Below are 25,647 nucleotides of genomic sequence, written 5' to 3'. Positions count from 1 at the left end.
GGCGCGTGGCGGCGGATCCCGGGCACGGCCGGCGGGGTGACGGGGCCTAACGGGCGTAGCGCTCCACGAAGTTGCGCAGCACGTGCCAGGAGCCGGAGACGTCCTGGGCCCGGGTCCAGGCCTGGATCTCGGGCAGCGCCTCGGGGTCGAAGTAGCCGTGGTCGGCGTAGAACCCCTGACGGTGGGCGAAGAACTCGCCGTCGAGCTCAGGGTGGAACTGGGTGGCGTAGAGGTTGTCCTTGACACGCATCATCTGCACCGGGCAGCTGGGGCTGGTGGCCAGGACCACCATGTGGGGTGGCGCCACGGTAATGGCGTCATTGTGGGCCACGAAGGCGCGGAAGGCGGGGGCCATCCCGGCACAGAGCGGGTCGGCCAGGCCCTGGGGGGTGAGCGTGATCTCAGGCGCGTCCACCTCCTCGGCGTAGGTCGAGTCAATGTGGGCGCCCTGGTGGCGGGCCAGGGTACCGATCCCGTAGCAGGCGCCCAGGAAGGGGAAGTCCTCAGCCACCACACGGTCCAGGAGGGCGTCGAACTCGGCCTCCACACGCTGCTGGGTCGCCGACTTGTGCACCGTGGTGGTGTTGAACGGCGAGCCGCCTACCAGGATCCCCGAGTAGTCCTCCAGGTCGATGCGGGGCATGGGCCCGGCCTCCAGCCGACAGCGGACGAGGTCAGAGGCGTCCAGGCCGGTACGCAGCAGGAAAGCCTCGTACTCGGCGTCTGCGGGTTCGTCGTCGGCGCGGGTCGCCAGGAGGAGGAAGGGTCTCACACGCCCAGGCTACCGGTGGCCCCGAACGGGTGGCGTGGCGCCCGCACACCCTTCCGGAGGCGAGGGTTCCTCCCGGTGGCTCCGAGGGGGTGGGCGCGGCCAATACCTCCCTTTCTGCGCCCTGTGGGACAGCCACCGACTGCTCTGGCGCGAGGCCCGTTACCTCATCCGCCCGAGCCCGCGGCCGCCAGTGCTGGTAGCGGGACCGCGCTCTGACGCCTCGGGCCCTCGCCCGACCGCCCTTAGGCCCTCACCCGACCAAGAGTGCGGTATACATCCCACTAGAGCGCACGAATCGCCCAGGCACTACGCATCCCCACATTATCAGTCACCTCCTATATACTTATACACATGCGTACTCCTAGGTTCACTACTTTTCTCGCCGTCTCAGCCCTGGCTCTGCCCCTGGCCGCCTGCGGCTCCTCAGGCGAGACCACCACCAGCCCCTCCCCCTCCTCTCCAGACTCCTCCCCGGCCCCTACGGTCACAGCAAGCGCCGCCCCCGCTGCCAGTCCGACGCCGTCACGCCCCGCCTCCTCGGCGCCGTCCGCCTCCACCAGCTCCAAGCCGGCGGCCTCCACGGCCACTCCCGCTGCCGAGGGCACCGTCATCGCGGCTATGAACGGTCGCGACTTCCCCCAGGAGGTCAACGGCTGGACCCTCGACAAGCAGAGCGACAGCAGTATCCACACCTACAGCAGCGCGGGACGCAAGATGGGGGTGGAGTTCCGTACCTCCTCCGTCTACGACCAGCGCGTGGCGGATCTGAGCGACGCCGTCCCCGCGGGTACCGGCAAGTGCGGCACCCCCTCTACCTCCAAGAACTCGATCGTCTGCTTCCTCAAGACCGAGGACGGCCTGGTCCAGGCGACTGCGGACAGCACCAAGGTGACTCAGGAGGAGATCGTCTCCTTCGCCAACGAGCTCACCACGCTCCTGGGAACCGCGTGACGGAGACGCATCAGGACCAGGCACCTGCCCGGACCGCGCACAGGCCCCCGGCCGTAGGAGCAGGACGCGGACGTCTCAGGGTGGGTGTCGGCAGATCAAAAACCGGCGGAATCACGCGGATCCGCTAACCGGACAGGGCCCAAAAACAGGGATGAATGTGCAACGAGGACGCCGTTGCACATTCATCCTTGTCCCGGCCGCCTCCCAGACCGGGAAACCGTTGGAATACCGCCAGCGCCCCCAAGATGAATGTGCAACTCTGCGCCACAAACCATTCCGTACGACCAATCCGTGCGGACCCAGGGGTCAGTGTCCCGGGAACTGAACGCGCCTGTCCTCAGCAGGGTCCGAGCCCGGCACCCGGCCTCAGCGCCGACGCAGGAGCCGACGAGGTGGGACGCGTCCCAGGACCCGGTACTTCAGGTGCCCCTCCACGCTCCCCAGGTGTCCGCCCAGGTCGTGAAGGATCTTTATGCGCCGCCCCGGGTCCGCCACCGGGTAGGCCAGTGCGGCGGCACCGCTGCGCGCCAGCGCCTTGAGGGACCACTTGAAGGAGACGTTGAACTTGCGGGGCACGTCGTGGGCGAAGGGGCCCTTCTCGCGGTCGGTGCGGGCGACGAACAGGATCTTGTTGACGGCGTAGCCCCGCTGCTGCCAGAAGGCGCGTGAGGCCACCGAGCGCAGGCGCACCTCAATGCGCGCGTCCTGGCAGAAGACGACGGGGATCCCCTGCTGACGGGCGCGGTGGCAGAAGTCCGTCTCCTCCAGGCCGCCGCGGTAGGAGTTGTCCAGACCCCCCACACGCAGGTAGTCCTCCCGCCACACCCCGAAGTTCCCCCCGGAGACCGAGCGGGCGTCCTTGAACTCGTCCTCCCCCATGAGCGCCTCCGGGCCGTCGGGGGAGGCGGGGTCGAACCCGTAGGCCCGGCACGCGCCGGGGGTGTTGAAGCGCCTGTAGCCGAAGAACCCTCCCACGATCCCGTGACGCCTCTCGACGGCGGAGGACAGGGCCTCCACCCAGGTGGGGGTGGCGGCGTCGTCGGCGTCGCAGAAGAGCACGACGTGGGAGCGGGCGGCCAGCGCACCGGCGTTGCGTGAGCTGGAGTAGCCGGGCTCGGAGTGGATGACGCGCAGGTTCAGGCGCCCGGAGAAGGAGCGGGCCTCCTCCTCGGTGCGGTCCGTACAGCCGTTGACCACCACAATGACCTCAAAGGGCCGGTCGGTCTGCTGGAGCGTAAGCGCCTCCAGCTGGTCCTTGATCATCCCCTGGGCGTTACGGGCCGGGATGACCACGCTGACCTCGGGCGCCTTCTGGTCGTCTGCGCGCCCCGTGTCCTGCCCTGACCCCATCCGTTTCTCCCTCTTCCTCAAGCTCAGGCCTGCGTCGTGGCAGGAACCGTGTCGGAGTCTACCGGTGCCGCCCCGCTAGGGGCGTCCGCCTGGACGGGCGCCGGGCTCACGGCAACCGGGCTCACGGCCTGACCGGCGGCAGCCGGACTCTTGGTAACCCCCTGTGCGGCCGGGCCCTGCGCAACCTGACCGGCGGCCTGCCGGGCGGCGGACACCGTCTGGCCCAGGTCGCCCAGCTCGGCCAGGGTCCTGAACCCCTCGGAGATCTCCAGGAGCTCGGCAAAGGTGCCGACGGCGTCCACCCGCCCGTCGGCCAGGAAGGCGATCATGTCGGCGTCCTTCACCGTGGACAGGCGGTGGGCCACGATAATGACGGTAATGTCATCACCCAGCTCGGCAATAGTGCTGGCAATGCGGGCCTCAGTCTCATTGTCCAGGGCGCTGGTGGCCTCGTCCAGGACCAGGATCCTGGGCTCGCGGTACAGTGCCCGGGCGATCCCCACCCGCTGGCGCTGGCCGCCGGACAGGCGTCGCCCCCCCTCACCGAAACGGGACCAGATACCCTCGGGCTGGTCCTGGACGAAGTCCAGGATATCGGCCCGCTTCAGGGCCCGCAGCACCCGCTGCTCGTCAATATCCTCCATCTCCTCGTCAAAGGCCACGTTCTCCGCGATGGTACGACCGGTGAGGAACACCTCCTGGGGGACCACGCCGATATTGCGCTGCCACCCCAGCATATTCGTGGACACGTCGACGCCGTCGGCCAGCAGACGACCCTGGGTGGGGGTCTGGAGCCCCATAATGACATCCAGGAGCGTGGACTTTCCCGCGCCCGAGGAGCCGACGAACGCCACCGTGCTGCCGACGGGAACACGCAGGTTGATACCGGTGAGGATCTCGGGGCCCTGGGGGGAGTAGGAGAAGTGGACGCCGTCGACCACCAGCTCGCTGGTCAGCGCCATGGGGACCACGCCCTCGTTGGACACGGGCGCGGGCACCGCCCCCGGGCGCAGGGAGGCGAGCCTGGACTCCACGTACTCCCTGGTACCGGCCTCGGCGTGGCGGATATTGGCGACGGAGCCCATGAGCCCGGCCACCGTGGGCAGCAGGCGGAAGGCCGCCGCCACCAGGAGGGCAATGGTGGCGAGCATGTCCGAGGACACCCCGTCGCCCGCGGAGACCGCGAAGACGACCCCCAGCCCCAGCATGAACAGGATCTCCATGGTCTGCTTGGGCAGGGCGGAGACGAACCCCGACACCCGCTCGATCTGCGCGCCCCGACGGATGGGCCCGGTCATGCTGCGCATAAAGTACTCGTAGGAGTTGCGCAGCTGGGTCTCCTTAATGGCACCGAAGGCGTCGATCGCCAGGCCGTAGCTCTTCTCACTGAGCTCGACCTGCTCACGCCCCAGCCGCTGGTTGACCGGCTTAATAATCCGCAGGAAGACGACCCCGGCGACCCCCAGGAACGCCAGGAGGGTCAGGGTGATCAGCGGGGAGGAGACCAGCAGCGCCGTCACCATGAGGGCCACCGAGAATATCTGGACGAATATCCCGATGACCGAGTTGGCAAAGGCGCCGTAGGCCTGGGCCACCGTCACCATGGTCTTGCGCAGGATCACCGCCAGGCCCAGGTGGGCGTGGTGGTAGTAGGGCAGACGCATGTAGTACTCGGTCATCTCCACCTGGGCCCTGGTGCGCACGCTCGCGGTGAACCCCAGGGACCACCAGTTGAAGGCGACGGCCGCCAGGTCCTTGAGGACGAAGCCGCCGATGACCATGGCCAGCAGGGAGGCGACCAGGCTCGTCTGGGTGGTCAGCCCCAGCATCCGGGCCACGGTCCCGGCGGTGCCCTGCCGCCAGCTGTCGCCCATGGCCTGGATCAGGGGCGAGACGAGCAGGACCGACAGCGTGTCAAGCAGGGCGATCCCGATACTGCCCGCCACCGAGACGGCCAGGCGCCAGCGCTCACCGCGCCTGAAGAGCACCCCCATGTAGTGGCGGTACGCCCCGAGTGTCCTCACGACGCTCCTTTCCCGGCCGCCGTCGCGGCCCTGTGTGGTCCGGGGTGAAGAGTATCGGCTGGGTTACCGACGCCGCGACAGGAATAGGTCACAGCGGGCGCGGGGGCAAGGGCCAGGGCGCGCCAGGTCCGACGCCCCAGGTCTGAGGCGCCAGGTCCGACGACGTCCGGGCGGTCCCGCAGTGGGACGCACCTCCGGTGACCAGACAGCTGGGGCTGGGCACCTCCGGGGACCCGGCCGCTGTGAAAGGATGCCACCGTCAGACCCACGAGCGCCCCGGGCGCGCCGGGAGCGGTACACGGTAGGGAGGGACCACATGAGCGATCTGCGGGGGCGGCTGCGCCGTCTGGTGCGCCGGGGGCCGCGCGACGTCCTCTACGCCCACGCGGCCACCAACGGCGGCAACCACCTGTACCTGTGGATGCTGGCCCACACGCTGCGGCGGGCCAACCCCCAGACCTACGTCCAGGTGGTGCCCAGCCAGGCGCCGTGGGTCGCCGAGTTCCCTGCTCTGGCCGAGCTGTGCCTGCCCGGGCGCATGCACGTCACCGACCGCCGGATAGCCCGCCTGGGGGCGGGCTTCGACTCCGACTTCACCCGCACCGACCTGACCGACTTCACCCGCGCCCGGCTGCTGTCCTCCCCGTCCTTCACCGACCGCCTGGCCGCGGCGCGCGAGGTGGTCACGCCGGGGACGCTGACGGTCAACGTCCGCCGCGGGGACTACTACGGCACGGTGCACGAGGCGGAGTTCGGGATACGGATCGTGCCCTACGTGGCCGCCGCGCTCGCCCTCCAGGCCGCCCGGGCCCCCCTGGGCCACGTCCAGGTGGTCTCCGACGACCTGCCCTGGTGCCAGGCCAACCTCGCACCCACCCTGGACGAGGCCGGGGTCACCTCGGCCTCCTTCACCCGTCCCGGCACGAACATGTTCGACGACATCGCCGCCCTGGCCGTCTCACGGCGCCTGGTCCTGGCCAACTCCACCTTCTCCTACTGGGGCGGCTACCTGGCCACGGTCCTGGGCACCGACCCCGCCGACGTCGTCGCCCCCTACTTCCACCAGCGTGCCTTCGGGCAGCGGGAGCCCTGGTTCCACGACCCCGCCTGGAGCTACGTGCGCGACGTCCCGGGAGGCTGGCAGCCCCCGGCGCCCGCGCCCGAGGCCGACGCGAGGTAGGTACGGGCGCTAGAGACCCGGGCACGCGCGTGGGGCCGGGGCGCGTGACGCCAGGAGCGCCTGCCTGGGTAGACGCGCCGGTCAGGACCGGGGCGCGGCCGCCTCCAGCTCCCAGCAGGACCAGGACACCGGCCGGACACGCACCATGGGCCCGGTGGCGAACCAGTGGACGCGCGGCTCGGGCTCACCACGGCGCATCCCCTCCCACATGCGCGCCAGCTCCTCGTCGGAGGCCTGCGCCCCCTGGCGCCAGTGCCCCCCGTAGTGCGAGTCCAGGCCAGTGGCGGCCAGGGCCTGCGCCCCCTGGCGGAACTTACGGGCCACCTGCTCCTGGGAGCGGTAGCGGGCGTGGGCCACGGCCAGGCCGTCCTGGGCCCAGGTGCCCACGCGGGCCACGCCGTGGTTGCCGATCTCCAGCAGGGCCAGGGGGTGGGAGCGGAAGGCGACCTTGCCCAGGGGGTTGGGGGTGGTGTCCAGGAGGAAGGAGGAGGTGGGACCGACCGGCCCATCGTCCAGGAGGACCATGTCGTACCAGTCCGCGCCCACGACGTCGGCGTCCAGACCCCTCAGGTAGTGAGTCAGCGACCCCTCACGGGCGAACCACAGCTCGTCGGCGTCAAAGGGGACCACCCAGTCGGCACCCGCGCGCCAGGCGGCCCGGGCCAGGTAGGACATCTTGGCGCTCTGGTAGTAGGCGACCGTGGTGTCGCGCCCCACGTGCACCCGGGGGTCCCGGCGGGCCAGGTCGCGCAGGTACTCGTAGGTCCCGTCCTGGGAGAGGTTGTCGGCGACCAGGACGTGGTCCACCCCCTGGTCCAGCAGGTGGGTGACCACGGTCGGCAGGATGTCCTTCTCATCACGCACCATAGTGACCGCCCACACGGATCCGGTGACGCGACGGCGTAGGCGCAGGCGGGGCAGGCGCATACCGCGCGCCACCTGGCGCATCTCCGGGCGCATCCGCGTCTCGGCCACCTGCCTGCGGTACCAGTTGAACTGGCCGACCTGGGCCCTGGCACTCAGCCGACGTCTCACGGGTCGGGGCTCCATCACTCGTCCTCCTGCTCCATCCTGCTCTTTCGGCCGCCGCGGGGCCGGTCAGCCCGTGCCGGGCGCTGCCGCGGCGGGAGGCCGCCTCCACGATACGATGCGGCAATGCCTGAGCACCGCACGAGGACCGCACCGACCGTCAGCGTCGTCATCCCCTTCTACGGGGATCCCGGCCCCGCGCAGGACCTGGTCACCTCGCTGCGCGCCAGCGCCTCCCCCCACCTGCACGAGGTCATTGTCTCCGATGACCACTCCCCCACCCCCTTCCCCGCCACCGAGGGCGTGCGGGTGGTGCGCCGCGAGCGCAACGGGGGCTTCGCGGCCGCCGTGAACTCCGGCGCGGCCGCCGCCACCGGGGAGCTGCTGCTGGTGCTCAACTCCGACCTGGAGGTCGCCCCGGACCTGCTGGACCGCCTGGTGGCGGCCGCGGCCCCCTGGATGCCGGCGCTGGTGTCCTGTGACGTGCTGACCCCGGGAGGACGGACCTCCTGGCCGGGCCGCCACTTCCCCACCACCGCCCACCAGGTCACCGAGTGGCTGGTCCCCCTGGCCCGCTGGCGCCACCTGCCGGCCCTGCACGAGGCGGTGGGGCACGACACGCGCACGGCCTCGGGGCGGGACACCGCGGTGGACTGGGTCATCGGGGCCCTCATGCTGGTGCCTGCCGCCGTCTGGCGCGCGGTGGGCGGCCTGGACGAGTCCTTCTACATGAACTGCGAGGAGGTGGACCTCCAGCGGCGCCTGAGGGAGCTGTGCGTCCCCTCGGTGCTGCTCGGCGGCCTGTCGGTGGGGCACGAGGGGGGTGCCTCCTCGGCCCCGGAACGGCGCCGGGGCTGGCTGGTGGACGGCAGGCTGCGGTACGCGCGCAAGTGGGAGGGGCGGGCCGGTGCGCGGCGGCTCCAGGCCGGGCTGGCGGCCGCCACCGCGGTCAACCTGGTGTGGAACACGGCCCGCCGCCTGGCGGGCTCACCGGTGCGCCCGGTGGAGGTGGCCCGTGAGGAGTACCACCTCCTGACCCACCCCGAGCGGTGGGTCCCGGCGGCCAACCGTGCTCCGGCCCGCCGGTAGGGCCCACAGGCACGACCTTGTGCGTGAATACCCCCGCCTTGCACGGAACACGTCTCCGCGCACAGAATGTCACGATACGAACAGGATATCGCCTTTATCCCGCGAGAGATCTACACCATATCCATGTGTTATAATACGCATAGCGGTCTTGCTCCGCCTCCTCCTGGTCCGGCCGGGGGCCTCACATGCCCCCCAACCTGGTCAGCGCCGGGCCCTCCACCAGCGCGGAAGGGGTCGCCGGGGTCCACAGCCTGTTCATAGGAGGCCCGGGGACCCGTTACGATGATGTGATGCCGTCAAGCCCGCACCTCCTCATTGTCTCCCCGTCCTTCCACGGGTACTGGCAGGCCTATGAGGGCGCGTTCCGGCGCCTGGGGCACCCCACCCGCACCCTGCGCTACGACGAGCTGGGCGGCGTCCTGGCCCGGCTGGGCCACAAGGCCCGCGTGGAGCTGGTGGACCGGCTGGGCGGGGACGGGCGGGCGCGCTGGGCCCGCCAGGTCAGCGCCCGGGCGGCCCGGGCGGTGCGCTCCAGCCGCCCCGAGCGGGTGCTGGTCATCCGCGGCGACGTCCTGCAGGAGGACTTCTGGGAGGCGGTGGCCGACGTCGGGGCCCGCCCCGTCACCCTCGTCTACGACGAGATCGAGCGGATGAGCACCAGCTACGAGGCGGTCATGGCCCACGGGCCGGTGGCCTCCTACTCCGCCCATGACACGGCCGCCCTGGCCGCGCGCGGCGCCCACGTCGTCCACGTACGCGACGGCTACGACTCCCACCTGCCCTACCGTCCCCGGTCCAGCGACGAGGTGGTGTTCATCGGCGCCAACTACGGCCAGCGCGGCGCCCTGCTGGCCCACCTGGACCGCTCCGGGGTGGCGGTGCGGGCCTACGGACGCTCCTTCTCCCACCACCCGGTGGACCTGGCGCGCACCTGGCTGGCCCGGCGCCCGCCGGTCCCCTCCCACCGGGACGTACCCCGCCAGGTGGCCTACGGGATCCAGGCGGGCGCGGTGGCCAGCCTCAATATCCACGACCGCCAGGACGGCTTCACCATGCGCACCTACGAGATCCCCGGCGTCGGCGGGCTGGAGCTCATTGACCGCGACGACGTCGCCGACCTCTACGAGCCGGGCAGGGAGGTCCTGGTCTTCCACTCCCCCGAGGAGCTGGTGGACCTGTGCCGCCGGGCCGCCACGGACACCGCCTGGGCCCAGGGCGTGCGCGAGGCGGGCCGGCGCCGCACCCTGGCCGAGCACACCATCGACCACCGGGCCGCCGAGCTGGAGGCGCTGTGGGCATGACACTGACCGACCTGGCCGTCCCCCTCCTGGTGGGCCACGCCCCGGCCCCGCAGGCCCCCGCCGACCGCCTGCTCTTCCCCCAGCGCCTGGCGCCCTGGCGCGCCTGGGAGGGCTCCCACCACCGCCTGCGCCGGGCCCGGGCCGCCGTGGCCGCGGCCTCGGGCCGCGTGCTGCACGGCGGGGCCGGGGGGCCGGAGGCGGTCATTGCCAGCCGGGGCGGGGCGCCGCGCGTGGCCGTGGTGGTGGACGCCCCCACCTCCTCCCAGCAGGCGGCCCTCATCGCCCCCCTGGCCCACCTGCGCGACGTCGTGGTGGTCTGCCCGCCCGAGGTGCTGGCGCTCCTGGACGGGTCCGACGGCGCCGGGGGCGCCGGGGCCCGCCCCGCCCCGGGCTGGGACGTGGTGCCCCTGAGCGCGGCCGGCGTGGCCGAGCGCCTCGACAGCGTCACCGACGTCCTGGCCGTGGGCCACTACCTGCCCCTGGGCGCGGGCGCCTACCGGTGGGCCCAGTCCCACGGGGCCCGGTTCGTGGTGGTCCAGCACGGGATCCTGACCCCCTTTATGGCCCCGCTGCCGGTGGGCGCGCACCTGCTGGCCTGGAGCGAGGCCGACGCCGCCTTCTGGGCCTCGGGCCGCCGTGACGTCAGCCACGAGGTGGTGGCCTCCCAGCTGCTGTGGCGCGCCGCCCAGGAGCCCCCTGCCAACGCCGGGTCCGACGCCGCGCCGACCTTCCTGGGCCAGCTCCACGGCGTCGAGCTGGGCCGGGCCTACATGACCGCTACCAGCCACGACTTCTGCCGGGCCACGGGCGCCCTCTACCGGCCCCACCCCGCAGAGAGGGACCGCCTGTCGCGCTGGACGCACGCGGCCTGGGAGCGGGAGGGCATTACCATCGACCGCTCCGGGACCCCCCTGGTGGAGACCCGCTCTCCCGTGGTGTCGGTCTTCTCCACCGGCGTGCTGGAGGCGGCGGCACGGGGCCTGGCGGCGTGGGTCCACGCCCCGGGGGCGCCGGACTGGCTCAGCGCCCTCCACGCCCGCTATAGCATGTCTCCCTGGGGCGCGTCCCCCACCCCCCCGCCACCCGCCACCGGGCAGGAACCCGCCCGGACCGTCGCCCTGGCTCTCACACGCCACTGAACGCACCGGCAGATTGAAGGATCCCATGAGCACGCTCATCGTCGTCCCCGTCCGTGGAGGCTCCAAAGGCGTCCCTCGCAAGAACCTCCGCGACGTCGGCGGCAAGCCCCTGGTGGTGTGGACCATCGAGCAGGCCCTGGCCGTGGACGGCGCCCGGGTGGTCGTCTCCACCGAGGACCCCGAGCTCGCCCGGGTCGCGGCCGGGGCCGGGGCCGAGGTCATCGACCGCCCCGTCGAGCTGGCCCAGGACACCACGCCCACCGAGCCGGTCATCCTCCACGCCATGGACGTCCTGGCCGCCCAGGGCTACGAGCCCGAGCACGTGGTCCTGCTCCAGGCCACCAGCCCGGTACGCCGCCCGGGCACCATCGCCCGGGCCGTGGCCCAGGCCCGGGACACCGGCGTGGACTCCCTGGTCGGCGTCGTCCCCCAGACGCCCTTCCTGTGGTGGACGGCCCGTGACGGGCACGGCCCGACGGCGGACTTCGACGTCGACCACCGCCCCCGCCGCCAGGAGCTGACCGCCGACCAGATGCGCTACCGGGAGACCGGCTCCCTCTACGTCACCCGGCCCTGGGTGTACCGGCAGCGGAACAACCGTATCGGCGGGCGCATCGGGCTGTTCGTCATGGACGAGGTCGAGGGCGTGGACATTGACGGCCCCCTGGACCTGGCCCTGGCGGGCAGGACCCTGGCCCAGATGCAGCAGGAAGGCATGTGAGAGCCGATGAGCATTGAGCGCTCCTTCACCCCCTACATCGTCTTCGCCGAGGACCCGCTCCTGGGGGCCCTGGCCAAGATCACCGCCAACAAGTCGCGCACCATCTTCCTGGTGGACGAGCACGGCACCCTGACCGGCTCCCTGACCGACGGCGACGTACGCCGCTACCTGGCCGCCGGCCACACCGACCTGGAGGTCCCCGCCTCGACGGTGGCCAACCACTCCCCCCGGTCTGTGACCGAGGGCACTCTCATTGACGAGATCGACTGGCTCTTCCGCGACGGCGTCACCCTGGTCCCGGTCCTGGACGAGCGCGGGCGCGTGGTGGCGGTGGCCTGGCCCGGCAACGACTCCTTCACCATCGGCACCCACCGGGTGGGCCCGGACGAGCCGACCATGGTCATCGCCGAGATCGGCAACAACCACCAGGGGCAGGTGGACCTGGCCCTGCGCCTGGTGGACCTGGCCGTGGAGGCCGGGGCGGACTGCGTGAAGTTCCAGCTGCGGGACCTGGACGCCCTCTACCGCGGCGCGGCCGGGACCATTACCGCCGGGGAGGACCTGGGCGCCCAGTACACCCTGGACCTGCTCACCCGCTTCTCCCTGCCGGCCGACTCCATGGTCAGGGTCTTCGACCACTGCCGCGAGCGCGGCATCGACGTCATGTGCACCCCCTGGGACCTGCCCAGCCTGGACGTGCTCCTGGAGTACGGGGTGGACGGGATCAAGATCGCCTCGGCGGACCTGACCAACCACGACCTGCTGCGCGCCGCCGCCCGCGAGGGCCTGCCCCTGGTGGTGTCCACGGGCATGAGCACCGAGGCGGAGATCCAGGAGTCGGTCTCCCTCATCCACCGCTACGGCGCCCCCTACGCGCTGCTCCAGTGCCAGTCCGCCTACCCGGCGCCCTTCAAGGACCTCAACCTGCGCTACATGCGGCGCCTGGCGGAGATCGGGGACTGCCCGGTGGGCTACTCGGGCCACGAGCGGGGCTACCACGTGCCCCTGGCCGCCGTCGCCCTGGGCGCCAGCATTATCGAGAAGCACTTCACGGTCGACCGCTCCCTGGAGGGCAACGATCACAAGGTCTCGCTCCTGCCCGGGGAGATGGCCACCATGGTCCGCCAGATCCGCGAGGTGGAGGCCGCCCTGGGATCCACCAGGCCGCGCACCGTCCAGCCCGGGGAGTTCATGAACCGCGCCAACCTGGCCAAGTCCCTGGTGGCGGCCCGCCCCCTGGTCAAGGGCCAGCGCATTACCGAGCAGGACGTGGAGGTCAAGTCCCCGGGCCGCGGGCTGCAGCCCAACGCCCGCCCCCAGCTCGTGGGCCGGGTCGCCAGCCGCGACATCGCCGCGGGGGACTTCTTCTACCCTGGTGACGTCTCCGACCACCCGGCCCGCCCCCGCCCCTACTCCTTCCGCCGCCCCTGGGGGGTGCCGGTGCGCTACCACGACTTCCAGGCCATCCTGGACGCGGGCGCCCAGCCGGACTTCCTGGAGTTCCACTACTCCTACAAGGACCTGGAGGAGGACGTGGAGGAGGTCTTCGCGGACTACCGGCAGACCCCCCTGCCCATGGGCTACACCTGTCACCTGCCGGACCTGTTCAGCGGTGACTTCATACTGGACCTGGCCTCCTTCGACGACGCCGTCTGGGAGCGCTCCATCCGCGAGCTCCAACGCACCATTGACATCGCCCGCTCCCTGCGGCCCTACTTCCGCCAGGAGCAGGACCCGGTCTTTATCGCCACCCTGGGCGGCTTCACCAAGGAGGGCCCGGCCCCGGCCGAGAGGATCCCGGCCATGTACGACCGCATTATCGAGGGCCTGGAGCGGGTGGACCACTCCGGGGTGCGTCTGGCCCCCCAGACGCTGCCGCCCTTCCCCTGGCTGCTGGGCGGGCAGCAGTACCACAACCTGTTCATGGCCCCCGAGGCGCTGCGCGACTTCTCCCGGCGCAGCGGCCTGCAGATCACCTACGACATCTCCCACTCCATGCTCTCGGCCAACTACGCCCACCGCCCCCTGCGCGAGTACACCGAGATCCTCGCTCCCCTGGCCGCCCACCTGCACGTGGTGGACGGCAAGGGCGTGGACGGCGAGGGCGTCCAGATCGGGGAGGGGGACGTGGACTGGCCCGAGCTGGCCGGCCAGCTGGACCGCCTGGCCCCCGGGGTCTCCTTCATCCCGGAGATCTGGATGGGACACGTGAACAACGGTGAGGGCTTCTGGGTGGCGCTGGACCGTCTGGAGGCGTACCTGTGAGGGGGATGTCCTACCGGGGCGTGCCCGGGGGGGCGCCTACGGCCCTGTGGGTGGTACCCGTGGCGGACCTGGGCGGGGTGGCCCGCCACGTGCTGGACGTGGCCGCCGTCGGGCTGCCCCGCACCCGCCTGGTGGTGCTCTGCCCCCCCGGGCCGCTGGCCGAGCGCCTGCGCCGGGCGGGGGCGGGGGTCCTGGTGGAGGACCTCGGCCCGGAGCACGGTCTGGCGGCCTCCGTGGCCGCCCTGCGCCACGCGGTGGCGACCCTGCGCCCGGCGGTGGTCCACACCCACCTGGCCTACGCCGACCTGGTGGCGGCCCTGGCGGTGCCACCCACCTGGCCGGTGCGCCTGGTGTCCACCGAGCACGGTATCGCCGCCCCGGGCCACGACGCCGTCTACCACGGCACGGGAGCGCGGGGGCGGGCGGTCAGCCGTCTCATGGCGGCCGCGCACGCCGCGCGGTGCCGACGCTACGACGCCCTCATCGCGGTCTCCCGGGCCACCGCCCAGGCCGTGCGGGACACCTGGCACCCCCGCCGTCCCGTGGTGGTGGTCCCCAACGGGGTGGACGCCCCGGGGCCCGACGCGCGCGTACCGGGGCGCGTACCGGGCCTGCGCGTCCTGTCCCTGGCCCGCCTGGCCCCCGAGAAGCGGGTCACCGAGCTGCTGGCCGGCTTCTCCGTGCTGCACCGTGACCACCCGCGGGCCACGCTCACCGTGGCCGGCACCGGCCCCCAGGAGGCGGCCCTGCGCCGGGCGGCGCGCTCCCTGGGCCTGGAGGAGGCCGTGACCTTCCCCGGCTACCTGGACGCCGCCACCGCCCTGGCCGGCCACGACGTCCTGGCCCAGCTCTCGGTGTGGGAGAACTGCTCCTACGCCCTGCTGGACGCCCTGGCCGCCGGGCTGGGGGTGGTGGCCACCCCGGTGGGCGGCAACCCCGAGATCCTGCCCGTTCGCTGCCTGGTGGAGGCCGACGACGTCCGGCGGGTCGCCGCCGCCCTGCACACCCAGGGCACGAGCCTGGACGAGCGCCCCCACCTGCCCGCGGGCTGGCCGAGCCGGGCCGAGACGGCCGCCGCCGTGGTGGACGTCTACCGGGACGCCTGGAGCGGGAGGTGGCAGGCGTGAGGGGGGCCACGAGCGCCGCCTGGGCCGACCTGACCGAGCCGGTGGTCGGCCTGCCCGCGCGCCTGAGCCGCTCGGGGCGGATCCCCGACTTCCTGCTGTTCGTCTGTATCACCAACAACGACTTCGAGTTCCCGGGGCTGGGGACCACCATCGGGGAGGTCGCGGCGATCCCGCTGGTGCTGCTGTCCCTGGCCCGCCGGGCCGAGCGCGGCTGGTCGCGCATTGGCGCACCGGCGCTGCTGGTGACGGCCCTGGGCGGGTGGTTCCTGCTGTCGGGCGTCATCAACCACCAGATCCCCCCGTTCCGTATCGGCCACATGGTCCTGTACTGCGCGGTCATCCTGTTCATGGCCTGCGGGCGCATCGACGTCGTGGCCGCGGCCTCGGGCATTGGCGTGGGCCTGGTGATCGGCACCGTCTACGGCTACGCCACCTTCGGCTCGGACTACCCCGGGCGCATGACGGGCAGCCTGGGGGACCCCAACGGGGCGGGGTACGTGCTCATCACCCTGGGCCTGGTCTACCTGGGCCTGGAGACCCGCCGGGGCAGGCGCCTGGTGGTGGGCCTGGCCACCGCCGTGGGGATCGTCGGCACCTTCTCGCGCACGACCTTCCTGGCCGCCGGGATGGCCGCCCTGTGGATCCTCATGCCCCCGCGCGTGCCCGTGGCCGTCAAGGGCTCCATCACGGCGGTCCTGTTCACCCAGGTCACCACGGTCGCGGAGTCCATGAAGAACCAGGGCGTCTTCGCCGACCGGCAGGGCTCGGACAACCTGCGGGAGCTCATCTACCCCCTGGAGCAGCAGATCGTGTCCTCCAACCCCCTCACCGGCCACGGCCCGGGCACGCTGACCATCCAGCTGGAGCAGCAGAGCTTCTTCTTCCACTCCAGCTACCTGCTGCTGCGGGCCGAGGGGGGCTGGATCCTGTTCACCCTCATGCTGGCCACCATGCTCGTCGTCGCCCTCAGGCTCGCCCGGCCGGCCTCGGGGATACGCAACAAGGTGCTGGAGGCCGCCCTGCTGGTGCCTCTCATCTGCGCCCTCAACCTGGGCAACGTGTTCCTGGACTTCCCGGTGGCCGTGGCCCTGGGGGCGGCCCTGTGGTGGGCCGGGGCGCCCCGGGACGGGCAGGCAGACGACCCGCCGGGCCGCACGCGCCAGATCCCCGCACCGACCAGCCTGGTCCCCGTCTCCCAGGGAAGGAGGGCAGCCGTATGACCCACTTCACCATGGCCGCCAACAACGCCCAGACCGGCGGGGGTGAGGTCATGCTCCTGGCTATCGGCCACGCCCTACGTGACCTGGGGCATACGGTCAGCGTGGTGGCCCCGGCCGCGGAGGACGGCGTGGGCGCCGAGGCCGCCCGCCAGGGCTTCCCCACCACCGCCATCCTGGCCTCGGGGCGACGGGAGTACATGCGCGGGCTGCGGCGCTGGGACGCCAGCCGGCGCCAGGGCGTCCTGTGGTGCAACGGGCACGTCCCCGCCCTGGCCACCGCCGGGCACCGTGACCGGGTGGTCCACCTCCACCAGGCGCCCTCGGTGGCGCACGTGGTGGCCGGGCGCCTGGCCGGCTACGGGGCCCTGGTGACGCTGGTGCCCTCGCGCTCCACCCAGACCCGTTTCCCCGACGCCCAGATCCTGCCCAACTGGACCGACGACATCCGGGTGGAGCCCCACGTCCTGGACCCGGAGCACGTGGTCCTGGGCTTCCTGGGACGGCCCAGCCCGGACAAGGGCGTCGTGGTCCTGGCCCGGGCCCTGGCCGAGCTCGACGCCGCGGACCCCGGGCGCTTCCGCCTGCTGCTGGCCGGTGAGCCCCGCTTCGTGGGCGACCGCGAGCAGCAGGTCGTCGAGGCGGCCCTGGCCCCGGTGTCCCACCTGGTGGACCGGGTGGGCTGGGCCAGGCGGGAGGACTTCTTCTCCGCCGTCGACCTGGCGGTCCTGCCCTCGGTGCGGGCCGAGTCCTTCGGGCTGACGGCCGCCGAGGCCATGAGCGCGGGCGTGCCCTTCGTGGTCTCCGACGCCGGTGCCCTGCCCGAGGTCGCCGGGGAGCGCTACCCGTGGACCGCCCGGTCGGGCTCGGCCTCCCACCTGGCCCAGGTGGTCTCCGCGGCCCTGGCCGCCCCCGAGCAGACCCGCCGCGCCGTCGCGGCCGAGTCCCGCCGACGCTGGGAGCAGCACTTCTCCGCGCAGGCCGGACGGCGCCACCTGCGCTTCCTCCTGACCGACATCCTCCCTGTGGCCCTCAAGGAGCAGGCATGAGCACGCCGTCACGGGTCCCCCTGGCGATCGCCCACGACTACCTCACAGTGCGCGGCGGGGCCGAGCGCGTCGTCCTGGCCATGCACCGGGCCTTCCCACAGGCCCCGATCTACACCACCCTCTACCACCCTGAGGGGACCTTCCCGGAGTTCGTCGACGCCGACGTGCGCGTCAGCCCCCTCAACCACGTGGGCCCCCTGCGTCGCAACCACCGGGCGGCCCTGCCCCTGCTGGCGCCCGCCGCCAGCGCCATGCGCGTGGACGCCGAGGTCACCCTGGTGTCCTCCACGGGGTGGGCGCACGGCTTCCGCACCACGGGACGGACCCTGGTGTACTGCCACTCCCCGGCCCGGTTCCTCTACCTGCGCCGCCAGTACCTGGGACAGGGCTCACGCCTGAGCCCCCAGGCCCTGGTCCTGGGCGCCCTGCGTCCGGGGCTGCTGCGCTGGGACCGCCGGGCGGCCCGGAGGGCTGACCGCTACCTGGCCAACTCCACCATCGTGGCCGAGCGGATCGCCCGGGCCTACGGCATCGAGGCGCGCATCCTCTTCCCGCCCGGGGGGATGGACCCCCTGGCCGGGCAGCAGGCGGTACCCCAGGTCGAGGACTGGGCCGCGTCCGGCTACCACCTCCTGGTCTCCCGGCTCATGCCCTACAAGAACATTGACGCCGCCCTGGGGGCCTTCGCGGCCCTGGAGGACGAGCGGCTCGTGGTCATCGGGCGCGGCCCCCTCAAGGACCACCTGGTGGGCACGGCCCCGCCCAACGTCCGGTTCCTGGAGGGGCTGGAGGACTCCCAGATGCGGTGGGCCTACGCCCACGCCACGGCCCTGCTGGCGCCCTCCTTCGAGGACTTCGGGCTGACCCCCCTGGAGGCCTACTCCTTCGGCAAGCCGGTCCTGGCCCTGCGCGGGGGCGGCTACCTGGACACGGTGCGCGACGGGGACACCGGCCTGTTCTTCTCCGAGCCCACGCCGTCGGCCATTGCCGACGCCGTCCACCGCGGCCAGCGCGTGTCCTGGGACCGGGAGGCGATTACCACCCACGGGGCCGCCTTCAGCGAGTCCCGCTTCGCCCAGGCGCTCCGTGACGAGATCTCCCTGCTGCGTCCTGCCTCCCCGGAGGCCTAGATGAGCAGGAGGCGCTTCGACCGCTTGCTGCGGCTGGCCGTCTTCGTGCTGGACAGCTGCGTCATTATGCAGACCTTCCTGCTGGCCTACCACCTGCGGGCGTCCCTGGGGCGCCTGAACGACCCGGCCACCCTCAACCAGCTGCTGCTCCAGATCATGCCCCTGGCCACGGCGCTGTGGGTGGCGGCGATCGCGGCCCGGGGCGGCTACGACAGCCGGGAGTACGGCGCGGGCACGGTGCCCTACCGTCGGGTCCTCAACGCCTCGCTCATGGTGCTGGCGGGGATGGCGGCCACCCTGTTCCTGACCCGCACGCCCCTGTCGCGGGCCTTCTTCATCCTGCTGTTCGTCATAGGCGTCCCCCTGCTGCTGGCGGAGCGCCTGGTGGTACGCCGCCTGCTGCACCTGTTCTACCGCCACGGGCACGGCCTCTACCGGGTCCTGCTGGTGGGCTCCCCCGAGCAGGTGGCCGAGCTGCGGGTCCTGCTGGGACGGGTGACGTGGCTGGGGCTGCACCCGGTGGCCACGGTCATGCTGCCCCAGCCCAGCCCGGGCCAGGCCCACACCGGGCCCCTGGACCACACCGACAGGCTCTTCTCCGTGGCCCGCGACAACCGGGTGGACCTGGTCCTGTTCGCCGCCGGGGCGGTGCCCTCCTCCACGGACTTCCGCCGCTACGTGTGGCAGTTCGAGGGGCACCACACCCAGCTCGCCGTCGTGCCCTCCCTGGCCGACGTCGCGGCCGACCGGATACGCACCCGCCCGGTGGCCGGCCTGCCCATTGTCTACGTGGAGGAGCCGCACACCGGGCGGGCCCTGTCCAGCAGCAAGCGGGTGTTCGACGTCCTGGCCTCCGTCATAGGGCTGGTGGCCACCTCACCCGTGCTGCTGATCACCGCGGTGGCGGTGTACCTGACCGACCGCGGCCCGGTCCTGTTCCGCCAGACCCGGGTGGGACGCGACGGCAGGACGTTCACCATGCTGAAGTTCCGCTCCATGGTGCTCGACGCCGAGAGCCGCCTCAAGGAGCTCCAGGGCGGTAACACCACCAACACCGTCATGTTCAAGCTCAAGAAGGATCCCCGGGTCACGCGGGTAGGCGGCCTCATCCGCCGCTACTCCATTGACGAGCTCCCCCAGCTGATCAACATTATCAAGGGGGACATGAGCCTGATCGGGCCGCGCCCGCCCCTGCCCCGGGAGGTGGAGCGCTACTCCGAGGAGGAGATGCGCCGGCTGCGGGTCCGACCCGGGCTCACGGGCCTGTGGCAGGTCTCGGGGCGCTCCAACCTGTCCTGGGAGGAGACGGTGCGCCTGGACCTGTACTACATCGACAACTGGTCCCCGCTCCAGGACCTGGCCATCCTGGCCCGCACCATCCACGCCGTCGTGGCCTCCCGGGGGGCGTACTGAGCGTGGTCCCGCAGGACACGGACGGGGCGCACGGGGCAGTCGGGGCGACTGGGGCGGCTGAGGCTGTCGGGGCGGCTGGAGCGGGCGCGCCGGACCTGCCCGGACGCCCCGGCTTGCCCGGCCGGTCTGGCTCCCACGGTCAGCTCGGCCCCGGGCAGGCCGAGCGGGACGGGACGGGCAGGGCCCACGATGCGGCAGGAACGCCCGGCCCGGCCCTTAACGGGGCACCCGCTGCGGATCGGAGCGACGAGCAGGTCGCCGGGGGCTGGCGCGTCGGGCGGACGACGTGGGCGGGACGCGCCCGGGGGTGGGGGCTCGCCCTGCTGGCGACCTGGGTGGTGTTCGTCCTGACCCGCCCCGGGCAGCTGGCTGGCGGCCTGGTCATGGGGGCCACGCTGAGCGCCCCCGGCTGGCTGGGCGCGGCGGCCGCGCGGGTCATGGAGGTCCTGGTCCCGGCACCGGTGGTGGCCTGCGCGGCAGGCTGCCTGCTGGTCGGGGTGGTGGTGGCGGCCGTGCGGAGACGGTGGTCGGTGCTGCTGGGCGTGGTCGTGCTCCTGTGCGCACCCATTGCCGTCACCGAGGTCCTGGTCCACATCCTGCCCCGACCTGCCTACGGGGTCTACCCGCCGAGCAACTCCATGCCCTCGGGCCACGCCACGGTGGCGGCGTCGCTGGTACTGGCCTGGGCGCTGGTGCTGCCCCGCTGGAGGTGGCTGCGCGTGGCGGAGACGGCGGTCCTGGCGGGCGCGGCGGGCGCGGTGGTGGTCTCGCGCGCCCACGTCCTGCCCGACGTCGTGGCCGCCCTGTGCGTGTGCGGCCTGCTCGAGACGCTCCTGGGCTGGGCGGTGCGGGCGGGTCAAGCGGGGCCGGGCCGGGCGGGCCGGGCGGAGCGGCCGGACGGGGCGGGGCTGGGCCAGCCAGGCCAGCCGGGTCAAGCGGGGGCCCTGGCATCCCAGGCCGCTGCAGGGCCCCGGACCAGGGCTGCTGCCAGCACGGGGCCCCGGGAATCTCAGGCTGCTGCCAGCACGGGGTCCCAGGAGACCCGGCAGCCCCGCAACCAGGCGGCCCCGCCCCGACCCGGACTCCCTCGGCTCTCCGGCAACCAGACCCCGCCCCGACCCGTAAGGCTCCCCTGGCGTCCCGCCGCCCTGGGGAGGCTGCGGGCCTGGGCGTACGCGGTGGCCGTCCTGGCCCTGGGGGCGCCGCTGCTGTCCACCAGCCTGCTGTCCGTGCCAGCGCCCGGCCCCCTGGTGAGCCTGGGGTGCGCGGGGGCGGGTCTGGTGGTGGTCAGTGCCCTGCTGGTCCTGGATCTGCCTGGCCTGGGGGTGCCCGCCCCGAGGCCGCCCAACCCGCGCGACGCCTCCTGAGCGTCCTGAGCGGGCTTCTTTAACGCCGCAGGAGGTCGACAACGTCGCCATCTCACCGCCGTGCCAGCACTTTGCCGGAGCTCCCGCTGTACCCTTACCACCCGCGCCACCAGTCCCCGGGCCTCGAATCTCATCGTTCAGGAACGTCAATGGTACCGAATTTGATATCATTGCCGAGACCGGCGTGTGGCCCGTAGGCGGCAACAGCCTGGGAGGAAAATGATTTGCCACTATTGTCGAGGACGCAGAATCCTGGGGGGTTCTGTTGAGTCACGGAGAAGGACTTACTCGCGAGACAACCGCACCTTCGTCAATGATAAGCAGGCTGTTCAGGGAAAGTAGAACTAAATTTGACGGAGTAGGACCCGCCTACTACGCAGAAGAAGGAGAGCGGCCTGACCTACTGAATCAAGTAATGGGCGGAACAAGAATCCGGGGACCATAACCACAAGTTAAGGAGTCCGGCCGATGATGCCGATCGACAGCCCCATGGCCTTGGCGATGGTAGAATGGATTTCTCCTCCGGCTGGGGGACGGCCTAACGGCCCTCCCTCGTGGCCCTACGCCACGATCTGCGAATTCCCTGAGGAGAACATGACCCGCCATCCCGGCCACAAGGAGTTTCCTGAGTTCACGGTGTCCATATTGATCGAGCCGATCGAGCTCATCTCAATCACCGTCTGGAAGGTCAAGGTGGACTACATCGCACGGGAGGCCGTCCTGCCCTGTCTGTGGAAGGGACGGCAGCTGGTCCTCCGAGAAGGTCACTATATCGTCGCTGTCGCGATGATCACCGACGTCCTCGTCACCAAGGTCAGGGATCCCAGGCGAGAATAGCGCAGACACAAGGGGCGTCAGATGGTTCTCCGGGAAGACGACCAGGTCGCCGCGGTAGCGATAATAACAGGCGTTCTCATTGATTACGACAAGGAAGTCAAGTGGTGGTAAGACCACGATAACGGTACCGGCTCAGCAGCTAGGCGTTCGCCCGCAGCCAGGCCCGTACCGGCTTGATCGGGCGCATTGGGCGCTTCGCCCCGGACACCTGGGCCTTGGCCCGGTCAAAGGTGATCCCGTTCTGCTCCTCTACCGTCCTCAGGATCCGGGGCAGGTCACGGATATCAGCCGGGGCCGGGTCAATGGCACCGGTCAGGGTGCGGTTGACACCCTCATCGCTGAGGGGGAGCTGGTACGAAAGCGGCCCGGCAACCGGGACCCGCGGCCCGTAGAGCCGGACCTCGTCACCTCCTGACCAGAACTCCTTCGCCATCCGCGCCTCGTGGAACTCAGAGACCAGGTCCGGCGACCAGCGCACCCTGACGTCGACGTCCACGGTCGGGGCCTCACGCGAGGTGACGACGACCTGAAGGTACCAGCGACAGTCGGTAGGCGCCGCCAACCCGATCTCGGCAGCCCACTGAGCGGCCGGGGTAGGGGGCAGGCCCCGGTAGACCGCGTCAAGAGTCTCAAAGGCATCGTCTCCGGCAGGAATATCCCGGAACATGCCGAATAGCTCCCAGAAGGCCGAGCGATGCTCGAGCAGCACCGGCTTATCGCGTAGCCGCTTCGCCACCTGGAGCAGGGTCGCAGCGGCCTCCTTGTCGCCGTCACCGGCCGCGTACACCAGCATTACCAGGGCGTTCGCCAGGGGGTTTCCCAGGTGCCACCCCCGCCAGGATATCTCCTCATCCCGCGCCGCCTGCACCGCGTCACGGACCAGGTCCGTGTTCGCCGCCGTGACCAGTGGCAGCAGCCGGTCCGCCTTGGCGCGGCTGTCGGGCCAGCTCGTCGACGCCAGCCGTTTGGCCAGCTTGTTGTCACTGCCGAGTACGTCCTCAAACGATGCCACGGCCCCTCCTGGTTCTGGTTGAGCAAAGACTATCCGTCTTATCTTCCCACACAGAATATGGGGAACGGCGTCGGCAGGACGACAGCGACATCCTAGGCGCGTGAGACGCGGGAGGCCTCCTCCACCTGCTCAGGGGTGGGACGGATACCGGTGTAGAGGGCGAACTGCTCGGCGGCCTGGAGGGCAATGACCTCCGAACCGCGCACCACCGGCTTCCCGGCCGCCTGGGCAGCCCTGATCAGGGGCGTGCACGCCGGGAAGGCCACGACGTCGAACACCGTCCCGGCAGCCTCCACCAGCTCCTCCCCCACAGGCAGGTCGTGCTCAGCCGGACCCCCGGCCATCCCCACCGGGGTGGCGTTGAGCACAAGCCCCACCTCGTCGTCAGACAGATCCGCAGGTGAGGCCGTCCAGGACCATCCGTACCGCTCAGCCAGGGCCGGGCCGGTGACCGGGTTGCGGGCCACCACCGTCCCCGGGCCGAACCCGGCGTCGGTCAGGGCCGCCACGCAGGCCTTGGCCATACCGCCCGCACCGAGCACCGCGCAGGAGGTGCGTGCCACCTGGTGGGTGTCCAGCAGGGTGCGGATGGCAATAAAGTCGGTGTTGTAGGCCACGAGGCGCCCGTCGTCATTGACGATCGTATTCACCGAGCTAATGGCGCTGGCCGACGGCGTCATCTCGTCCACGAGCGCAATAACGTCCTCCTTCCAGGGCATGGACACGCCGCAGCCACGAATACCCAGGGCACGCACGCCCCCGATGGCCGCGACAATGTCAGTCGTGGTGAACGCCTTGTAGACGAAGTCGAGCCCCAGGACCTCATAGAGGTGGTTGTGGAAACGGGTACCGATATTGGTGGGGCGGGCCGAGAGGGAGATACACAGGCGAGTGTCCTTGGAGATATCACGCATGACACTATTCTCTCACAGGCACGCTGCCCGGGTGGGCCAGAGATCCCGGGCGGGCCAGCGCTACAGGTTCCGGGCAGGCGGCGCCCACGGCCTCGGACGACGGCGGGTCGGCAGGGACGGACGAGGCCTTGGGCAGGGCCCGGGACCGGCCCGAAGGACCCCAGGACACCGGCCGTCGCCGTACCGGAACGACCGGGGGCAGCCGGGACCGGAGTCGCAACACCCCGACCAGGTAGGGGCGTGCGGGGGACGTCCGCCACGAACTCAACAGCGCACATTAGCCAGCGTGCGGGGCCCTGCCGGGACCGGAGAGCGCCCGGCTAGCCGGGCAGGCGTCGGCCGGGTGCCCGCGGGCTTGAAGCCAGCCGAGTTCATGACTTCGTCACCACCGCCGTGGTGCGGGACACCCCGTCTGACCGCCACTTTCCCGCATGGTCTCGTCCAAAGCCGGCACCGGAAAGGTATCTAGGGAAACATTTTGTGCACAGGGTAACCGATTGCACAGAAAGCGACCTGGATTGGTTACCTTCTGCGCAAAACGTCACCCTGTGCACAAAATGTTCCGCCCTGCACAAAACGTTCCCGTACACCCCCTCGCCCGCACGGCCAGGAGTCCTGGGCCCCGGGCAGGGAGAGGGCCACACAACGCTCCCACGGTAGCCGCCGCCCTGTCAGCCTGGACCCCGGGCAGGGAGAGAGTCACTCCGCCACAAACACCAGCAACGCGGTCGCGGCGACTGGGCCCCGGGCAGGGAGAGGGTCACTCTGCCTGGCTCTCGTCCACGCGACCAGCCCCCCAGCAGCACCGCGCGGCGCCAGCCCCAGCAGCACCGCAAGACACCAGTCAGGAAGGCCCCAGGCAAACCATGGATAGCGACCCCGCCATTCGCTAGGATGTGAGGTGCACCCTAGAACCATGAGCCACATCAACCAATCCTGACCTGCGCAGACACCGTGTTCCACAGGTCCTTGGACAACCCACCCACCAGAAAGGTCCCCTTATGAATACCCGTCGTCTCATTGCCACTGCCGGCTCGGCACTACTGCTTGCCACCTCCCTTCTCGCCTGCTCCTCGGACACGACCACGAGCACGCCCTCAGGCGCGACCACGGCCTCCGAGACCACAGCCTCCGAGACCACGACCTCCGAGACCACGGGCCCCGGCGCCACCACGACGAGCGCGCCCCCGACCACCCCCGCAGCTCCCCCTACCGCGGCCTACGACGCCCCGGCGGACAACCAGGTCGCCCAGCTCCTCACAGTCACCCACATCCCCGCAGGCTGCTCCTACGCATCGAACACAAAGACCGACCGCCTGTCATTTGCGACCGTTACCGACCGTGAGGCCTTCGATTCCGTCGAGTCCGTCACCGGGTACACCATCCTCCTGGAGAGCACGATCACCACCGCCGCGGAAGCCATCGCGCAGGAGGCGGCCAGGTACGAGCTGAGCACCGACGTCTTCACCACCACGGGAGAGGCGACCATTGACGGTGAGACCGCGCAGACCTACGCGGGCGCATCTGCCCTACCTGACGGCAGCGGGTACATTGCCGAGCGGGGCGCCGTCGTCACCCACAACGGGCAGACCTTCCTCGTGGCCGCCCTGGCCATGGGCAAGACCGCCCAGCCGACCCTGAGCGAGGACGAGTTCAAGGACTTCCTCAAGGGCATTGTCTGGGCCGCCTAAGGCCGGCCCCAGGCAACCCCGGCTCCGGCCAGCCCCAAGCCGCCCGCCCCGGCCTCAGGGGCTCCTACC

The 25,647-nt window shown here is 71.4% G+C and carries 21 protein-coding genes; 15 read left to right on the top strand and 6 right to left on the bottom strand.

Annotated elements, in window-relative coordinates:
• Window positions 1-46: 46 nt before the first annotated feature.
• Window positions 47-772: a glutamine amidotransferase gene (locus JJJ15_RS07785; RefSeq protein WP_200510361.1), complete on the bottom strand. Its 726-nt coding sequence runs from the start codon at window positions 770-772 to the stop codon at window positions 47-49.
• A gap of 351 nt (window positions 773-1,123) precedes the next feature.
• On the opposite strand from JJJ15_RS07785, the gene JJJ15_RS07780 reads away from it, so the two are divergent.
• The gene (locus tag JJJ15_RS07780; protein WP_200510360.1) at window positions 1,124-1,723 is read left to right on the top strand and encodes a hypothetical protein; all 600 of its coding nucleotides are present in this window, start codon (window positions 1,124-1,126) and stop codon (window positions 1,721-1,723) included.
• A 366-nt stretch (window positions 1,724-2,089) separates the two neighbouring features.
• Here JJJ15_RS07780 and JJJ15_RS07775 read toward each other — a convergent pair whose 3' ends face one another.
• Window positions 2,090-3,073: a glycosyltransferase family 2 protein gene (locus JJJ15_RS07775; RefSeq protein ID WP_106110153.1), complete on the bottom strand. Its 984-nt coding sequence runs from the start codon at window positions 3,071-3,073 to the stop codon at window positions 2,090-2,092.
• 23 nt (window positions 3,074-3,096) lie between these two features.
• On the bottom strand, window positions 3,097-5,097 hold the full coding sequence (locus JJJ15_RS07770) for an ABC transporter ATP-binding protein (protein WP_200510359.1): 2,001 nt from the start codon (window positions 5,095-5,097) through the stop codon (window positions 3,097-3,099).
• A gap of 316 nt (window positions 5,098-5,413) precedes the next feature.
• Between JJJ15_RS07770 and JJJ15_RS07765 the strand changes: the two genes are divergently transcribed.
• Window positions 5,414-6,277, top strand: coding sequence for an alpha-1,2-fucosyltransferase (locus JJJ15_RS07765; RefSeq protein ID WP_200510358.1), 864 nt, complete (start codon window positions 5,414-5,416; stop codon window positions 6,275-6,277).
• 81 nt (window positions 6,278-6,358) lie between these two features.
• Here JJJ15_RS07765 and JJJ15_RS07760 read toward each other — a convergent pair whose 3' ends face one another.
• Window positions 6,359-7,327 (bottom strand): glycosyltransferase family 2 protein, encoded by a 969-nt coding sequence (locus JJJ15_RS07760; RefSeq protein ID WP_200510357.1) that lies wholly within the window; start codon window positions 7,325-7,327, stop codon window positions 6,359-6,361.
• Window positions 7,328-7,432: 105 nt separating this feature from the next.
• Between JJJ15_RS07760 and JJJ15_RS07755 the strand changes: the two genes are divergently transcribed.
• The 12 genes from JJJ15_RS07755 (at window position 7,433) to JJJ15_RS07700 (ending at window position 21,961) form a co-directional block, all read left to right on the top strand.
• Window positions 7,433-8,395: a glycosyltransferase gene (locus JJJ15_RS07755; protein WP_200510356.1), complete on the top strand. Its 963-nt coding sequence runs from the start codon at window positions 7,433-7,435 to the stop codon at window positions 8,393-8,395.
• Between the two features lie 290 nt (window positions 8,396-8,685).
• Window positions 8,686-9,696, top strand: coding sequence for a glycosyltransferase (locus tag JJJ15_RS07750; RefSeq protein ID WP_200510355.1), 1,011 nt, complete (start codon window positions 8,686-8,688; stop codon window positions 9,694-9,696).
• Window positions 9,693-10,835 carry a hypothetical protein gene (locus JJJ15_RS07745; protein ID WP_200510354.1) on the top strand — a complete coding sequence of 381 codons (1,143 nt, stop codon included), beginning with the start codon at window positions 9,693-9,695 and terminating at the stop codon, window positions 10,833-10,835. Before JJJ15_RS07750 ends, JJJ15_RS07745 begins: the two co-directional genes overlap by 4 nt.
• Before the next feature lie 25 nt (window positions 10,836-10,860).
• Complete coding sequence (locus JJJ15_RS13475) at window positions 10,861-11,556, top strand: acylneuraminate cytidylyltransferase family protein (RefSeq protein WP_200510353.1); 696 nt, start codon at window positions 10,861-10,863, stop codon at window positions 11,554-11,556.
• 6 nt (window positions 11,557-11,562) lie between these two features.
• Window positions 11,563-13,821: an N-acetylneuraminate synthase family protein gene (locus tag JJJ15_RS07735; RefSeq protein ID WP_200510352.1), complete on the top strand. Its 2,259-nt coding sequence runs from the start codon at window positions 11,563-11,565 to the stop codon at window positions 13,819-13,821.
• A 5-nt stretch (window positions 13,822-13,826) separates the two neighbouring features.
• Entirely contained in the window at window positions 13,827-14,948 is a 1,122-nt protein-coding gene (locus JJJ15_RS07730; RefSeq protein WP_246742257.1) for a glycosyltransferase family 4 protein, read from the top strand.
• Window positions 14,945-16,168: an O-antigen ligase family protein gene (locus JJJ15_RS07725; RefSeq protein WP_200510350.1), complete on the top strand. Its 1,224-nt coding sequence runs from the start codon at window positions 14,945-14,947 to the stop codon at window positions 16,166-16,168. Before JJJ15_RS07730 ends, JJJ15_RS07725 begins: the two co-directional genes overlap by 4 nt.
• Window positions 16,165-17,214, top strand: coding sequence for a glycosyltransferase family 4 protein (locus JJJ15_RS07720; RefSeq protein ID WP_200510349.1), 1,050 nt, complete (start codon window positions 16,165-16,167; stop codon window positions 17,212-17,214). The genes JJJ15_RS07725 and JJJ15_RS07720 overlap by 4 nt, the downstream gene beginning before the upstream one ends.
• A complete protein-coding gene (locus JJJ15_RS07715) occupies window positions 17,211-18,344 on the top strand; it encodes a glycosyltransferase (RefSeq protein ID WP_106110141.1) in 1,134 nt (377 codons plus the stop codon). Before JJJ15_RS07720 ends, JJJ15_RS07715 begins: the two co-directional genes overlap by 4 nt.
• Complete coding sequence (locus JJJ15_RS07710; RefSeq protein WP_106110140.1) at window positions 18,345-19,757, top strand: sugar transferase; 1,413 nt, start codon at window positions 18,345-18,347, stop codon at window positions 19,755-19,757.
• A gap of 113 nt (window positions 19,758-19,870) precedes the next feature.
• A complete protein-coding gene (locus JJJ15_RS07705) occupies window positions 19,871-21,124 on the top strand; it encodes a phosphatase PAP2 family protein (RefSeq protein ID WP_200510348.1) in 1,254 nt (417 codons plus the stop codon).
• Between the two features lie 468 nt (window positions 21,125-21,592).
• Window positions 21,593-21,961, top strand: a complete 369-nt coding sequence (locus tag JJJ15_RS07700; protein ID WP_200510347.1) for a hypothetical protein — start codon at window positions 21,593-21,595, stop codon at window positions 21,959-21,961.
• A gap of 139 nt (window positions 21,962-22,100) precedes the next feature.
• Here the strand turns inward: JJJ15_RS07700 and JJJ15_RS07695 are convergent, their stop codons facing one another.
• Window positions 22,101-22,973: a hypothetical protein gene (locus JJJ15_RS07695; RefSeq protein WP_200510346.1), complete on the bottom strand. Its 873-nt coding sequence runs from the start codon at window positions 22,971-22,973 to the stop codon at window positions 22,101-22,103.
• A 92-nt stretch (window positions 22,974-23,065) separates the two neighbouring features.
• Complete coding sequence (locus JJJ15_RS07690) at window positions 23,066-23,887, bottom strand: shikimate 5-dehydrogenase (protein ID WP_106110136.1); 822 nt, start codon at window positions 23,885-23,887, stop codon at window positions 23,066-23,068.
• A gap of 1,001 nt (window positions 23,888-24,888) precedes the next feature.
• Between JJJ15_RS07690 and JJJ15_RS07685 the strand changes: the two genes are divergently transcribed.
• Complete coding sequence (locus JJJ15_RS07685) at window positions 24,889-25,578, top strand: hypothetical protein (protein ID WP_129591557.1); 690 nt, start codon at window positions 24,889-24,891, stop codon at window positions 25,576-25,578.
• Window positions 25,579-25,647: the final 69 nt, after the last annotated feature.

The organism is Actinomyces sp. HMT897 (genome assembly GCF_016626125.1).
GTDB lineage: Bacteria > Actinomycetota > Actinomycetes > Actinomycetales > Actinomycetaceae > Actinomyces.
Note: the sequence above shows the minus strand (reverse complement) of the source record. Positions and strands in the feature narration are given on the sequence as shown.

What these genes read in the sequence shown, in the direction of transcription:
- JJJ15_RS07720 (WP_200510349.1), top strand. Translation starts at nt 16,165, where the DNA reads ATGACCCACTTCACCATGGCCGCCAACAACGCCCAGACCGGCGGGGGT.
- JJJ15_RS07735 (WP_200510352.1), top strand. Translation starts at nt 11,563, where the DNA reads ATGAGCATTGAGCGCTCCTTCACCCCCTACATCGTCTTCGCCGAGGAC.
- JJJ15_RS07760 (WP_200510357.1), bottom strand. Translation starts at nt 7,327, where the DNA reads ATGGAGCCCCGACCCGTGAGACGTCGGCTGAGTGCCAGGGCCCAGGTC.
- JJJ15_RS07730 (WP_246742257.1), top strand. Translation starts at nt 13,827, where the DNA reads ATGTCCTACCGGGGCGTGCCCGGGGGGGCGCCTACGGCCCTGTGGGTG.
- JJJ15_RS07745 (WP_200510354.1), top strand. Translation starts at nt 9,693, where the DNA reads ATGACACTGACCGACCTGGCCGTCCCCCTCCTGGTGGGCCACGCCCCG.
- JJJ15_RS07780 (WP_200510360.1), top strand. Translation starts at nt 1,124, where the DNA reads ATGCGTACTCCTAGGTTCACTACTTTTCTCGCCGTCTCAGCCCTGGCT.
- JJJ15_RS07685 (WP_129591557.1), top strand. Translation starts at nt 24,889, where the DNA reads ATGAATACCCGTCGTCTCATTGCCACTGCCGGCTCGGCACTACTGCTT.
- JJJ15_RS07710 (WP_106110140.1), top strand. Translation starts at nt 18,345, where the DNA reads ATGAGCAGGAGGCGCTTCGACCGCTTGCTGCGGCTGGCCGTCTTCGTG.
- JJJ15_RS07755 (WP_200510356.1), top strand. Translation starts at nt 7,433, where the DNA reads ATGCCTGAGCACCGCACGAGGACCGCACCGACCGTCAGCGTCGTCATC.
- JJJ15_RS07700 (WP_200510347.1), top strand. Translation starts at nt 21,593, where the DNA reads ATGATGCCGATCGACAGCCCCATGGCCTTGGCGATGGTAGAATGGATT.
- JJJ15_RS07765 (WP_200510358.1), top strand. Translation starts at nt 5,414, where the DNA reads ATGAGCGATCTGCGGGGGCGGCTGCGCCGTCTGGTGCGCCGGGGGCCG.
- JJJ15_RS07775 (WP_106110153.1), bottom strand. Translation starts at nt 3,073, where the DNA reads ATGGGGTCAGGGCAGGACACGGGGCGCGCAGACGACCAGAAGGCGCCC.
- JJJ15_RS13475 (WP_200510353.1), top strand. Translation starts at nt 10,861, where the DNA reads ATGAGCACGCTCATCGTCGTCCCCGTCCGTGGAGGCTCCAAAGGCGTC.
- JJJ15_RS07690 (WP_106110136.1), bottom strand. Translation starts at nt 23,887, where the DNA reads ATGCGTGATATCTCCAAGGACACTCGCCTGTGTATCTCCCTCTCGGCC.
- JJJ15_RS07715 (WP_106110141.1), top strand. Translation starts at nt 17,211, where the DNA reads ATGAGCACGCCGTCACGGGTCCCCCTGGCGATCGCCCACGACTACCTC.
- JJJ15_RS07750 (WP_200510355.1), top strand. Translation starts at nt 8,686, where the DNA reads ATGCCGTCAAGCCCGCACCTCCTCATTGTCTCCCCGTCCTTCCACGGG.